Annotated in this window: 13 protein-coding genes and 1 pseudogene; 13 read left to right on the plus strand and 1 reads right to left on the minus strand. The window is 64.4% G+C overall.

All coding sequences use genetic code 11. The features are described from left to right. The 4 genes and pseudogenes from AU198_RS25855 to AU198_RS17270 form a co-directional block, all read left to right on the plus strand. Positions 1–460, plus strand: a pseudogene (locus tag AU198_RS25855) (hypothetical protein); the annotation flags it as partial. After that, positions 346–1,149 carry a class I SAM-dependent methyltransferase gene (locus AU198_RS17260; RefSeq protein ID WP_064349627.1) on the plus strand — a complete coding sequence of 268 codons (804 nt, stop codon included), beginning with the start codon at positions 346–348 and terminating at the stop codon, positions 1,147–1,149. The pseudogene AU198_RS25855 and the gene AU198_RS17260, both read left to right, overlap by 115 nt. Before the next feature lie 12 nt (positions 1,150–1,161). Then, positions 1,162–1,836: a helix-turn-helix transcriptional regulator gene (locus AU198_RS17265; RefSeq protein ID WP_064349630.1), complete on the plus strand. Its 675-nt coding sequence runs from the start codon at positions 1,162–1,164 to the stop codon at positions 1,834–1,836. A gap of 25 nt (positions 1,837–1,861) precedes the next feature. Further along, a complete protein-coding gene (locus AU198_RS17270) occupies positions 1,862–2,203 on the plus strand; it encodes a cupin domain-containing protein (protein ID WP_064349631.1) in 342 nt (113 codons plus the stop codon). Positions 2,204–2,218: 15 nt separating this feature from the next. Here AU198_RS17270 and AU198_RS17275 read toward each other — a convergent pair whose 3' ends face one another. Continuing rightward, the gene (locus AU198_RS17275; protein WP_064349633.1) at positions 2,219–3,400 is read right to left on the minus strand and encodes an NAD(P)/FAD-dependent oxidoreductase; all 1,182 of its coding nucleotides are present in this window, start codon (positions 3,398–3,400) and stop codon (positions 2,219–2,221) included. 150 nt (positions 3,401–3,550) lie between these two features. Here AU198_RS17275 and AU198_RS17280 point away from each other — a divergent pair, with 150 nt between their 5' ends. From AU198_RS17280 to AU198_RS17325, 9 genes are all read left to right on the plus strand, one after another. After that, complete coding sequence (locus tag AU198_RS17280; RefSeq protein ID WP_064349635.1) at positions 3,551–4,291, plus strand: TetR/AcrR family transcriptional regulator; 741 nt, start codon at positions 3,551–3,553, stop codon at positions 4,289–4,291. 180 nt (positions 4,292–4,471) lie between these two features. Beyond that, the gene (locus AU198_RS17285) at positions 4,472–5,992 is read left to right on the plus strand and encodes a flavin-containing monooxygenase (protein WP_064349683.1); all 1,521 of its coding nucleotides are present in this window, start codon (positions 4,472–4,474) and stop codon (positions 5,990–5,992) included. A 206-nt stretch (positions 5,993–6,198) separates the two neighbouring features. Continuing rightward, complete coding sequence (gene nrdF / locus AU198_RS17290) at positions 6,199–7,173, plus strand: class 1b ribonucleoside-diphosphate reductase subunit beta (protein WP_156431649.1); 975 nt, start codon at positions 6,199–6,201, stop codon at positions 7,171–7,173. Positions 7,174–7,299: 126 nt separating this feature from the next. After that, positions 7,300–8,406 carry a tyrosine-type recombinase/integrase gene (locus AU198_RS17295; protein WP_064349638.1) on the plus strand — a complete coding sequence of 369 codons (1,107 nt, stop codon included), beginning with the start codon at positions 7,300–7,302 and terminating at the stop codon, positions 8,404–8,406. A 223-nt stretch (positions 8,407–8,629) separates the two neighbouring features. After that, complete coding sequence (locus AU198_RS17300) at positions 8,630–8,857, plus strand: helix-turn-helix transcriptional regulator (RefSeq protein ID WP_064349639.1); 228 nt, start codon at positions 8,630–8,632, stop codon at positions 8,855–8,857. 538 nt (positions 8,858–9,395) lie between these two features. After that, positions 9,396–10,013: a hypothetical protein gene (locus AU198_RS17305; RefSeq protein ID WP_502689301.1), complete on the plus strand. Its 618-nt coding sequence runs from the start codon at positions 9,396–9,398 to the stop codon at positions 10,011–10,013. Beyond that, positions 10,010–11,044, plus strand: coding sequence for an AAA family ATPase (locus AU198_RS17310; protein ID WP_156431650.1), 1,035 nt, complete (start codon positions 10,010–10,012; stop codon positions 11,042–11,044). Before AU198_RS17305 ends, AU198_RS17310 begins: the two co-directional genes overlap by 4 nt. Before the next feature lie 782 nt (positions 11,045–11,826). Beyond that, entirely contained in the window at positions 11,827–12,114 is a 288-nt protein-coding gene (locus AU198_RS17320) for a hypothetical protein (protein ID WP_064349644.1), read from the plus strand. Between the two features lie 275 nt (positions 12,115–12,389). Beyond that, entirely contained in the window at positions 12,390–12,653 is a 264-nt protein-coding gene (locus AU198_RS17325; protein WP_156431651.1) for a hypothetical protein, read from the plus strand. The last annotated feature ends 241 nt before the right edge of the window (positions 12,654–12,894 follow it).

The raw sequence follows: 12,894 nt of genomic DNA on the forward strand, positions 1-12,894 counted from the left end.
CCGGGGGCGGCTCCCCCCCTCGGGGGGAACGGTAGTTTTGGGCCCGGGGCCGGTGCTGGCACTGTTCGCGGCGGGGGCGGGTGTGGGAGTCGGGGCCCTCACCCGCTCGCCGCTCGCCGCGGTAGGCGGAATCCTGCTGTGGGCGTTCGTCGTCGAAACAGCGGCGGGGTATCTGCCGAATGGGGCGACGCTGCAGCGCTTCATGCCGCTGCTGAACGCGGTGTACGCGACCGGCCAAGACACCGTCCTGACGCCGCCGTGGGGCCAGGACGGCGCGCTGCTCTACGCATGCTCAGTATTCACGGCGATCTTCGTGATCGCCGTCGTGGGAAGGACAATTCGAAAATGTCTGGTAGAGAATCACTTCCGCTCGCGCAGCGGTCCGACGCAGACCTGCCGGGGCACTGGCTGCTGGCCCGGCTCGGCAAACGGGTACTGCGCCCGGGCGGGCTCGAGCTGACCAGCCGGCTGCTCGCGGCCGCCAAGGTCGGCGGCGCTGACGTCGTCGAGCTCGGCCCGGGTCTGGGGCGCACCGCCACCGACATCGTCGCCCAACGGCCGCGGTCCTACGTCGGTGTCGACGACACGGAGGCCACCAGTGAGACGGTGCGTGCGGTCGTCGCACCCGTCGACGGCAAGGTGGTGGTGGCCAACGCCGCCGATACCGGATTGCCTTCCGGCAGCGCCGATGTGGTCATCGGCGAGGCGATGCTGACGATGCAGGGCGACCGCGACAAGCGCGCGATCGTCGCCGAGGCGTTCCGGGTGCTGCGACCGGGCGGCCGCTACGCGATCCACGAACTGGGGCTGCAGCCCGACGACCTTCCGCAGGACACCAAGGACGTGATCCGTCGGGACATGGCGCGCGCGATCAAGGTCAACGCGCGGCCGCTGACGACGTCGGAATGGGTGGCGCTGCTGACCGAGGCCGGGTTCGAGGTCGTGACCGTCGACCACGCGAAGATGGCGCTGCTCAATCCCGCCCGGGTCCTGGCCGACGAGGGGTTCACCGGTGCGTTGCGGATCGTCGGCAACCTGATCGTCAGGCCGGCGGCGCGCAAGCGGGTCATCGGTATGCGCAAGACGTTCCACCGCTATCGGCGCGCGCTGACCGCGGTCGCGGTGGTCGGTGTTGTGCCGACGTCGTGACAGACTCGGACCATGCCAGTGTCGCGCCACGATCTCGATGCGCAGCCGGAACGGGCTGCAGGGCAGCAGCGCCAGAAGGTGTTGAGCCTGCTGAAGAACGCCGCGGATCCCGTCGACGCCCAACAAGTGGCCGACGCGCTGCAGATTCACGTCACCACGGCCCGCTTCCACCTGACCACGCTGGAGGAGCAGGGCTTCATCCGGCGGGGTAATGCGGCCAAGGCCGGTCGAGCGGGGCGACCGCGGCTCACCTATGAATTGGCGCCCCGATTCGACTACGCCGACATCGTCTCGCTGTTCGCCGCGCACCTGGGCGGAACCGTGCAGGAGCGCGAACAACGTGCTCTGCAAATCGGGGCGGACCTGGCCCATCGGGTCCGCTTGGCCCGCCGACGGCCCGAGGCCACGATCGCCGATATGGTGGTCGCCACCCTCAACGAACTCGGTTTCCAGGTTCGTTCACTGCTGACGTCGTTCGGCGAAGTGACGGTGCAGATCTGCACGTGCCCGCTGGCCGAGGTGGCCGCGTCGGCGCCGGAAGTCGTGCGCGGCATCCAGCAGGGCCTCATCCAAGAGGTGATCAACCTGAACGCTGATGCCGTCGGCGCCCGGTACCAGGCGTCGGTGACGCCGGACCCGCACGGTGGTTCGTGCGAAGTCAGTTTGGTGTTGCGCCCCGAACGGTGAAAGCCGGGGCGAGAAGGGAAGACTCATGACCGCGACAACCGCGCTGTCGTTACAACAGCTCGCCGACGAACAGCTCGCCGCCGCAAAGGCCGCTTCGTCCGGACGTTCCGCGCAGACCGTGTACGGCGGGAGCGGCCGTACGCTCCGTCAGACCCTACTGGCGCTGACCGCCGGCCATGGCCTCGACGATCACGAAAGTCCCGGCGAGGCAACGCTGTTGGTGCTGCGCGGGCGCGTGCAACTCCGCGCGGTGAGCGCCTCGGTGGAGGGCGGCGCAGGAGACTACCTCGCCATACCGAACGAACGCCATAGCCTTGCCGCCCTTGAGGATTCGGCGGTGTTGTTGACGGTCGTCGCCAAGAAGTGAGCTAAGCCTGCGGTCTCACTTGACGGTGTGCTGGGGGCCTTGGGCCTTCTTGTAGAGCGCCTTGAGCATCCGGTCGCGGAACATCGCGTTGTCGATCAGCTTGATTCCGGCATTGGCGACCTTCGGATACCCGAGCAGCTTGTGGAAGTAGCGGCCGCGGCGGTATTCGCGACCCCAAGCGGCCTCCATGCGCTGTGCGTAGTTGGTGAAGTCGTCGGGTCCGCCGTTCTGCAGCGCCGCGATCGCGCATTCGCCTGCGGCCAAACCGGATTCGAGCGCCTTGGAGATCCCCGCGCCTGAGGCCGGCTTGCCTGCGCCGAGCGAATCGCCGGTGAACAGGACGCCCGGGCGCCACGGTGGCCACGCGGTGAATCCCATCGGCAGTCGCCAGGCTCGCACGCTCTTGTTCTTCTTGAGTTCCTCGATCGGCGGGAGGTCCCACTCCGCAGGCAACGTGCGAAGGAACTCGCCGAGGAACTGCGTGGCGTTGATCGACTGCCAGTTCTTGTAGCTGTTGACGTAGCCCAGTCCGATGTTGAAGATGCCGTTGCCCATCGGGAACACCCAGCCGTACCCGGGCAACTGGTCGCCTTCGAAGACGAGCTTGAGATAGATGTCGAGGCTGTCGGAGTCCGGCCGGTTGGCGTGCATCTCCGAGCGGATCGCGATCGCCGAGTAGCCGTTGTATTCGGAGTCGATCTTCAGGGCCCGTTTGATGGGGGAGTAGGCGCCGTCGGCGGCGATCACCGCGTCGCCGTACACCTTTTCGCCGCTCTTGAGCGTCACTCCGACAACGCGTCCGTTCTCGAGAATCGGCCCGGAAACCTCCGCGCCCTGGCGCACTTCGGCGCCCGCGGACTCGGCGTGCTTGAGAAGTGTGGTGTCAAGGCGCTCCCGGCTGACGGTATGACCGTGGTCGGGCATGCCGGGTCGCTTCGGAAACGACAGTTCCCACGCACTCGGGCTGAAGACCGTCACGCGATTCACGCGGTGATACGTGGCCACCTCATCGGCCAGTCCCATCTTCTGCAGATAACTCACCGCGCGGGCGGTGAGCCCGTCACCGCACGGCTTGGCCCGCGGGAATTCGGCCTTGTCCAGGACCACGACCTTCGCGCCGGTCTGAGCGGCCTGCCACGCGGCTGCCGAGCCGGAGGGCCCGCCACCTGCGATGACCAGGTCGTATTGCTGCGTCATGAAACTCGTTCCGTCGATCGACTGTCGCAGCGATATTACCCGTGCTGCGTCGGCCTCTCTTGTCGGACGGAGTTGCCCAGAGGTGGCGTCCGGAAACGTAAGTGACCTGGTCTGAGCTGGTCAGCAGTGCTTGAGCGGTAGAGTGACCGGGTGCGACGAGCGGGAAGGCCACGGTCGAGTGGCGAGTCGGGTGTCAAGGTGGACGCCCGCAGCGAGCGCTGGCGTGAGCACCGCAAGAAGGTGCGCGCCGAGATCGTCGACGCCGCCTTTCGCGCGATCGACCGGCTGGGCCCCAATGTCAGTGTGCGCGAGATCGCCGAAGAGGCCGGCACCGCCAAACCCAAGATCTACCGCCACTTCACCGACAAGTCCGACATGTTCAGCGAGATCGGCCAGCGTATGCGAGACATGTTGTGGGCGGCGATCATCCCATCGATCGACGTGGAGCACGACTCGGCGCGCCAGATCGTCGGGCGTGGCGTTGCCCACTACGTCGACCTGGTCGAGCAGCATCCCAACGTGGTGCGGTTCCTGCTGCAGGGCCGGTTCGCCGACAAGTCGGCGGCCGCGATGACGACCGTCAACCGGGGCAGCGAGATCACGCTGGCTGTCGCCGACATGATCAGCGAGGAACTCAAGGATCTGGCACCGGATCCAGCCGCCTTCGAGCTGGCCGCGTACGCGATCTTCGGCACCGCCGCGTCGGCAACCGACTGGTGGCTGGGCGACGATGACGACGGCACCCGCCGCATGCCGGCCGACCAGTTCGTCGCACACATGACCACGATCATGGTGGGCGCGATCAACGGCACCGCCGAGCTGTTGGGCATCCAAATCGACCCTGACCAGCCGGTTCACACCGCGGTTCGCAGGCAGCAGCCGGTCGCCTGACGCCCGGGCTGATCACCCGCCGAGTGTGGGGTTTGACACGCTTCGAGGCGTCGGACCGTGCCATGAGGCCACACTCGACAGCACGGTAGGGAGCGGACGTCGTCATTGACACCCGCGCCCGTGGCCCGGAAACTTGAGGCAAGTACCCGGTACCGGCGTTCCCAGGAAAGAGGCCCAATGATGACGGTGGCCGAGCAGGCGGCCCACACAGCCGCCCAACCCGTGCACACCCGCGCACTGATCATCGGTACCGGCTTCTCCGGTCTCGGGATGGGCATCGAGCTGCAGAAGCGCGGTGTCGAGTTCCTGATCCTGGAGAAGGCCGACGAGATCGGGGGCACCTGGCGGGACAACACCTATCCGGGATGCGCGTGTGACATCCCGTCGCACATGTACTCGTTCTCGTTCGAACCCAAGCCCGACTGGAAGCACATGTGGTCGTTCCAGCCGGAGATCTTCGACTACCTCAAAGGGGTGGCCGACAAGTACGGGCTGCGTCGGTATATCCGGTTCGGTGCGTACGTCGACCGTGCACATTGGGACGACAACGAACTGCGCTGGCATGTGTTCACCAAGGACGGCCGCGAGTTCGTCGCGCAGTTCGTGGTGTCCGGTGCGGGCGGTCTGCACATCCCGTTCGTTCCGGAGTTTCCCGGGCTTGACGAATTCACCGGTGCCACTTTTCATTCCGCCGAGTGGGACCACAGCGTCGACCTCACCGGCAAACGGGTCGCGGTGATCGGCACCGGCGCCAGCGCGATCCAGATCGTGCCCGAGATCGTCAAGGACGTCGGCGCGCTGCATCTGTACCAGCGCACGCCGGCGTGGGTGATGCCGCGGCCGAACAACCCGATTCCGCGCTGGATGCGCGACCTGTTCACCAACGTGCCGGGCACCCGGCAACTGATGCGCGCGGGCATCTACTGGATTCACGAGGGCGTCGGTTTCGCGATGACCCGGGAGCCGCGACTGTTGAAAATCGGTGAGCTGCTGGGGAAGTGGAACATCCGCAGGTCCATCAAGGACCGGGAGCTACGCCGTAAGCTGACACCGAACTACCGCGCCGGTTGCAAGCGAATCCTGAACTCCGACACCTACTACCGCGGCATCGCCGACCCGAAGACCGAGGTGATCACCGACGGTATCGCGCGGTTCACCCCGCGGGGCGTCGTCACCGCCGACGGCGCTGAACGCGAGGTGGACGTCGTCGTGTTCGCCACCGGCTTCCACGTCACCGATTCCTACACCTACGTTCACATCAAGGGCCCGCGTGGCGAGGACCTGGTGGACCGCTGGAATCGCGAGGGCATCGCGGCGCTGCGCGGCATCACGGTCGCCGACATGCCGAACCTGTTCTTGCTGCTCGGACCCAACACCGCGCTGGGGCACAACTCGGTGGTGTTCATGATCGAGTCGCAGATCCGCTACGCCGCGCAGGCGATCGCGGCCGTCGACCGAGCCGGCGCGCAGGCGTTGGCGCCGACCCGCGAGGCTCAGGACCGTTACAACGAACAGCTGCAGAACGAACTGGCCGGGACCGTGTGGAGCACCGGCGGTTGTCAGAGCTGGTATCTCGACGAGCACGGCGTCAACCGAACGCTGTGGAGCGGCATGACATGGCAGTACTGGTTGGCGACCCGCAAGTTCGACAAGTCCGAGTATCGGTTCTTCGGCCGGCAGCGCGCCGAGCTCGCTGCCTAGTGTGCGCTGAGATCGCGATTCGGCCCGAAACGGCGCGAATAGTCGATCAGAATGCACACTGGCCGCAGCGGTGACCCGGAGGCGGGAGCGACACGCCAAACACACGATGTTGTGTTGCCCGTGGATGTCGTCCCCCAGGGGTAGTGTCGATGTCGGGCGAAAGAACCCGCGTCAAGCGGACAAAGACCAGGTGAAATGGGGTTCTCGTGAGTGATGGAGTGAAGCTGATTGACCGTGTCTCGGCGATCAACTGGAACCGTCTCCAGGACGAGAAGGATGCCGAGGTCTGGGACCGGCTGACGGGCAACTTCTGGTTGCCGGAGAAGGTGCCGGTATCCAATGACATTCCGTCGTGGAACACGCTCAACGACCATGAGAAGCAGTTGACGATGCGCGTGTTCACCGGCCTGACGCTGCTCGACACCATCCAGGGCACGGTCGGGGCGGTCAGCCTGATCCCCGACGCGCTGACCCCGCATGAGGAAGCCGTTTACACCAACATCGCGTTCATGGAGTCGGTGCACGCGCGCAGCTACAGCAACATCTTCTCCACGCTGTGCTCGACCGCCGAGATCGACGATGCCTTCCGCTGGTCGGAGGAGAACCCCAATCTGCAGCGCAAGGCCGAGATCGTCATGCAGTACTACAAGGGTGACGAGCCGCTCAAGCGCAAGGTGGCCTCGACGCTGCTGGAGAGCTTCCTGTTCTACTCCGGGTTCTACCTGCCGATGTACTGGAGCAGCCGGGCCAAGCTGACCAACACCGCCGACATGATCCGGTTGATCATCCGTGACGAGGCCGTGCACGGCTATTACATCGGCTACAAATTCCAACGCGGTCTGGCGCTCGAGGACGCCGCCAAGCAGACCGAACTGAAGGACTACACCTACGAGCTGCTTTTCGAGCTCTACGACAACGAGGTCGAATACACCCAAGACCTCTACGACGGTGTCGGGCTGACCGAGGACGTCAAGAAGTTCCTGCGCTACAACGCCAACAAGGCCCTGATGAACCTCGGCTACGAGGCGCTGTTCCCTCGCGATGAGACCGACGTCAACCCGGCGATCCTGTCGGCGCTGTCACCCAACGCCGACGAAAACCACGACTTCTTCTCGGGTTCGGGGTCGAGTTACGTGATCGGCAAGGCCGTCGTCACCGAAGACGAGGACTGGGACTTCTAGAAGGGCAGTTCAGAGGCACGATCCTGCCTAGCGGCGGCCTCGCGAGCGGGGCCGATTGCGGGCCCGCAGGAGACCTGCCTCGGTGCTTCTGCCCACATTTTGCCCACACTTATCTACGCTGTGGGCATGGCAGTAGTGGCGGCGTACCAAACGAAGCAGGGCAAGCGCTATAGGGTTCGGTACCGCACACCGGACAACCGCCAAACCGACAAGCGGGGGTTCAAGACAAAAGCCGAGGCCACACGGTTCGCGAACACGGTTGAGGTGGCCAAACTAAAGGGCGAGTACGTAAACCCCGCCGACGCACGCAGGACGGTGGATGACCTAGGGCAGGCGTGGCTGGAGCGCCAGAAGGGACACCTGAAGCCGTCGGGGTACGCGGTGATGGAGACTGCCTGGCGCGTGCGGGTCAAACCACGCTGGGGCCACATCGCCCTCGGCGACATCAAGCCGACCGCCGTGCAGGGCTGGCTGGCCGAACTGGGGCAGGGCACCGGGGAGACCAAGGCCATCAGTGCCGCCACTGTTAAGCGGGCCCACTACGTGCTGGCACAGATTTTGGCCGACGCCGTCACCGACAACCTGATCCCCAAGAATCCCGCCGCCGGTCTGAAACTGCCCAAGCCCACCCGGAAAAAGCACGTCTATCTGAGCCACCAGCAGGTGGCCGACTTCGCCGAGGAGGCGGGGGAGTACGGGACCTTGGTGCTGCTGCTGGCCTACACCGGCCTGCGCTGGGGTGAGGCCATCGCCATGCGGGTGGCTGATCTCGACCTGTTGCGCAAGCGTGCCCTGATCCACGAGAACGCCGTGCAGTCAGGAGCCGGCATCCACGTCGGCACCCCGAAAGCCCACAAGCATCGTTCGATCCCGCTACCTGCGTTCTTGGTGCCGCCACTCGCACGGGCATGCGAGAACAAAAGCAGGACGGACCTGCTATTCGGTGACTGTGAGCACCTGCGCCGACCGCACCCCGTCTCCGGGTGGTTCAACAAGGCGGTCACGTCGGCTAAGGTTCCTCGGGTCACTCCTCACGATTTACGCCACACCGCGGCCTCGCTGGCGGTTTCCGCCGGAGCCAACGTCAAGGCGGTACAGCGGATGCTGGGCCATGCCAGCGCCGCGATGACTCTGGACATCTACGCCGATCTCTTCGACGACGACCTAGAGGCGGTGGCTACCGCGCTGAACGAGGTGCGCGGGAATGCGCTGCAGAAGGTCACAATTCGCTAAGAAATAGTCCGGTTCGGCCTGTGTCGGACTGTGGTAACTCAACAATCCGCGGTTGCCTTCCTTGTGGGATGGTCCCAACGTATGGCACGGTAAGTTCCCGCAAACCTGTAGCAAATCTGTAATCCTGGTACCACCGTACCAGTCTCAAGTAGTTGCGTTCAATTCACCTGTGCCGCAACGTTGATGCTCATACACGGCAAGACGACAGAGAGATGCCAACGCTATGAGCAAACCTAAACAGGACGCGAATGGTGACACCGAACGCCCCGGACTGGGAACCTCCAAGGAGGTGGCCAAGGTCGTCCGCACCACCGAAGCCCACCTGGCTCGGCTGCGACACGAAGGGCGGGGGCCGGACTACATCAAGCTGGGCCGCAGCGTGAGGTACCGCTGGGAGGATGTGGAGCGCTGGATCGCGGAGAACACCGTCAACACTTCGGAGTTGGCGTGAGGAATAACAACGCCGACCTCACCGACGACATCGTCGAACAGTGGGAAGAGGGCGTGGCCGCTGCACAATCTGTTGCAGGGACTGCCCACGAGCCTAACGTCGTGAGTGACCGAGGAAGGCAAACGACTCGGGTGGTCCGCCCCGGGCCGTTGCGTGAGTCTTTGTCCACCGGGCGGCAGATCAAGGGCTCGGCTCAATGCTAGACGGGCACGGTGAAGACAAGCAGCGTGCTAACGACATCATGGATTATCTCTGGGCCGCCTTCGGCGGAGCACAGGGTTGGTTGTTTGTAGGGATCGGGATAGCTCCCTACCGCAACGCGCGCGGTAAAATCCGCTTCGCGCAGTGGGTCGAGGGATGCCTGGCCTGGCCAGGTGAAGACCGTGAGCTTCTGGAACTTCTGCTGAAGAACTCCGGCGCACACGACTGCTACCTCTGCCCGTACCTGATGAGCGAGCCGAGGCGAAAGAAACACACCTCTGCCGCCCCCGCACTTGTACACGCCGACGTGGACAGGGGTCGTCTAAACACCAGCTCAGTGCGAAATGTTCCGGGGGCGTTCGCCGTCAGCTCCGGGTCGCCGGGCAACGGGCACGTATATGTGCGGCTCACCCGCCCGGTGCCCCACCACCAGCACGAGCAACTGTGCCGAGGGCTGATGGCGCACTCCGGTGCCACCGACTCCAAGGTCAGCGACAACGACATGCTTCGCCCGCCGGGCACACACAACCACAAGCCCACCATCGACGGCGGTGAGCCGGTGCCGGTGACGTGGGCAGTGGCACCGGACGGCGTGCGGATCGACCCGGAGGAACTTGCCGATCTGCTCGGTGTCGAGCTGACCGACACATCCCCGGGGAGGGTGCGTAAATCCAGGCATGAAAACACACCCACGGCGCGTGGGGCTGCGGTGATCGGGCAAGCTGCACCGTTCAACCCGAAGTACTTCCCGGCGGTGCGGCGTGCGCTGGGCAAGAACAGCGGAGACCGCTCCTCGGACACGATGCGAGTGGTCAGAGCCTGTTTGAGCAGCGGCCTGACTGAGGCCCATGCGCGATGGGTGGTTCAGCAGCGCGATGACCTGGCTACCCGGCTGAATCAGCGGCATGACGACGACGTGGCCCGGTGCTGGCGGGTCTGCTTGGAGAAGCCGTGAGCGCTGACGAGAACGCCCCGCCCATAACGGATGCTTCGGATACCGCCGACACCGATAGAGGGAGCTGGAGCTTCGTCGATGGCGCAGCATTCATCCTCGACGTGCCCGACTCGCTGCCCGCGCTATGGGGGCAAGGTAACCAGGTCCTGTGGGCCGAAGGTGAGTCGCTAATGATCTCGGGCCCGCTTGGAACCGGCAAAACCACGCTGGCCGGATTGCTGGTCCAAGCGCTGCTACTGCCGGTGCCGGGGCCGGTGCTGGGGCTGCCCGTGCACGGTAACGGGGCCAGGGTGTTGTACCTGGCGATGGACCGGCCCGCCCAGATCGCCCGCTCGTTGCATCGACAGTTCGGTCAGGGCATGCGCGCGACGCTGGCCGAGCGGCTAATGGTTTGGAAGGGACCGCCCCCCGACGATCTCGCGGCCAATCCCGCTCTGCTCACTACGCTGGCCGAGCAGGTCGACGCCGACATCGTGTTCCTCGACAGCCTCAAGGACGCCGCCATTGGCCTGTCCGAAGACGCGGTTGGGGCGGGATACAACCGGGCCCGGCAAATACTGCTGCAGTCCGGTCGCCAACTCGCCGAGCTGCACCATCCCGTCAAGCGCACCACGGGCGGCGTAAAGGACGTGTATGGCTCGACCTGGCTGACCAGTGGGGCGGGCTCAGTCGTCCTGCTCGACGGCAATCCGGGCGACACCGTCGTCAGCTTCCGCCATGTCCGGCAGCCTGCCGAGGAGGTCGGGCCATTCCTGGTCCACCACGACCAGGCCAGTGGACTGATGGTCATTCATGACCAATTCGATCTGCTGGAGACGCTCAAGGCGGCGGCGGACGACGGCCTGTCTGCTGAGGAAGTGATGGGCCTTCGCCATGTCGGCGAGAGGTTCGACAAGCGGGCGCGGGCCTGTGCGATGCAAAAGGCTCGTCGCGACCTCGACCGGCTAGTCGAGGGGGGCCGGGCACGGCGCGAAGACGGTACCCAGGGGGGCGTCGGTGGAGGCACTCCTGCGAGATGGTTCGCGACATGAGAAAAATGACCACGCGAGCGACCACGCGATGTAGGAAACCGCAGTTAACGCGACCACGCGGGAAAGCGACCACAGAGTCGTCCACGGGCGACCACGCGGGGACGACCGCTTTCGTGATTCCGCAGATGAAGCGACCACGCGAGCGACCACGTATCGACCACGTGCCGAGCGACCACGTATTCTCCTGTCCCTTTAGGGACAGGGAACGGTCACAACCAACAGCCTGTGCAAGCAACCACCCGCCCGCCGCCGAACACATCACGCCGACTAGAGACGTGACCAACCCCAGGTGAAGACCCGAAGAGCATGGACTGCCAACGTGCACGTCCTGGAACCAGCAAGCAAGTTATAGCAAAACCTGATTCGTTTGCGCCGGCCTCGCCATATTCTTGATCTCGAAGACGCGGGCTGGGGGCGGAGTGAGCAACCCTTCAACATGTGAAGGGTTCGGCCATCTTGGAGGTCCGATGAGATCGGTCATCACGGCGGGCGTTGCGGCTGTCGCAAGCGTCATTTTCGCGGCCTCGGCTGAAGCACAACCACGACCACTGATCTGCCAGCTGCTTGACCTCGGGCTGCAACCCATGACAGTCCGGGCGGTGCTTGCATATGAGGACTGGGAACCCGGCACACAGTTGCGGGGTACGGGTGAGTACACGCACGTCTATTACACGACGGTGGGCCAGAGCTGCCCTGAATACTGTGATGGGGTGGAATGCTGAGCGACCCGGCGGCACGCCGAGGACAGCAGACCCTTTGCGGATCGAGGTGATGATCGTTTAATGGAAATGGAGCATTTCGAGGCCGACCTCTGGAAGGGGATTGAAGAGTCCAAGCGGCTCAACTACCCCCCAAATCGCTTCATTCAAATGGTCAAACAGTACGGAGCCGTAGAGGCCACCAGGATGGTTGTAGACACCGATAAGCCCGGCGATGGGTTCGTCAAACTGGCGTATCTGATGGATCCGCCTCGCCCGGACCTGACCAGTGAGCAGCTCGTGCTGAACTACCCAAACCTATTCAGCGACGAGGTGGTGAGGAAGGCGCGAGAGAGGCTGGGACGGACGTAACAGCGAGTCGACGGCCTGGTTAGTCCCGCTCGCCGACGGGGTTTGCGGCTATATCGAAGCGCTCGAACAAGGACAAGAGCTGATCGTCCCCCACGGCGAAACCGCTGGTACTTCCGCGCTAAGCCATCTTCCAGGCTTGCGGGGGCATGTCTCGAACGCGATTACACAGGTCCCGCGGACATCGCTCTAGCGAAGACAGTCGCTCGGGAAGCAATGACGGACACAGAACGTTGAGACAATGGAGGCTACAAACAACTAAACAGAGGATGTCGCCCATGATCGACTACGCCGAACAGCAGACTCTAGAGCGCATCTGCCGATTTCACGGTGCCGATAAACCAGAGTTGATCGAGCACCTGGCGAGGCTGATCGGGTGGGCGCACCAAAGCGAGGCGGCCAAGTACGGAGGCCCCGAGCCGCCCTTCCTATTGGTCTTGGAGTCGGTGCTGGGACTGCACACGAAACGTGAACCGAAGGAAACGTCCGAGCGGCTTAAAACGCACCGGCTGGCCGCGGCGTTGGTCCTAACGCAGAGGTGAGGGATATGAGGACGACCCACACTGGCCAGTGCACAAGATAAGAGCCGGTGACTACGGCATCAGCACGTGGATTGTGGATAGCCAAGTGACCTATCGAGCTGTGCGCGGCAGAACTGGGTGGGTAGTTACCAAGAGTGTCGCCGGAGCCGAGCGCACCACAACCTTCCATCAGACCCCAACTCTGCGCGAGGCCAAGGCCCTGGTGCAGTCCGACTGGGAATTCGGAATGTTGTGAATTCAA

Origin of the sequence: Mycobacterium sp. GA-1199 (genome assembly GCF_001500045.1) — a bacterium.
Taxonomy (GTDB): domain Bacteria; phylum Actinomycetota; class Actinomycetes; order Mycobacteriales; family Mycobacteriaceae; genus Mycobacterium.

Excerpts from the sequence above, each read along its gene's own strand:
- AU198_RS17320 (WP_064349644.1), top strand. The coding sequence starts at position 11,827 with ATGGAAATGGAGCATTTCGAGGCCGACCTCTGGAAGGGGATTGAAGAG.
- AU198_RS17300 (WP_064349639.1), top strand. The coding sequence starts at position 8,630 with ATGAGCAAACCTAAACAGGACGCGAATGGTGACACCGAACGCCCCGGA.
- AU198_RS17270 (WP_064349631.1), top strand. The coding sequence starts at position 1,862 with ATGACCGCGACAACCGCGCTGTCGTTACAACAGCTCGCCGACGAACAG.
- AU198_RS17260 (WP_064349627.1), top strand. The coding sequence starts at position 346 with ATGTCTGGTAGAGAATCACTTCCGCTCGCGCAGCGGTCCGACGCAGAC.
- AU198_RS17325 (WP_156431651.1), top strand. The coding sequence starts at position 12,390 with ATGATCGACTACGCCGAACAGCAGACTCTAGAGCGCATCTGCCGATTT.
- AU198_RS17275 (WP_064349633.1), bottom strand. The coding sequence starts at position 3,400 with ATGACGCAGCAATACGACCTGGTCATCGCAGGTGGCGGGCCCTCCGGC.
- AU198_RS17265 (WP_064349630.1), top strand. The coding sequence starts at position 1,162 with ATGCCAGTGTCGCGCCACGATCTCGATGCGCAGCCGGAACGGGCTGCA.
- AU198_RS17295 (WP_064349638.1), top strand. The coding sequence starts at position 7,300 with ATGGCAGTAGTGGCGGCGTACCAAACGAAGCAGGGCAAGCGCTATAGG.
- AU198_RS17285 (WP_064349683.1), top strand. The coding sequence starts at position 4,472 with ATGACGGTGGCCGAGCAGGCGGCCCACACAGCCGCCCAACCCGTGCAC.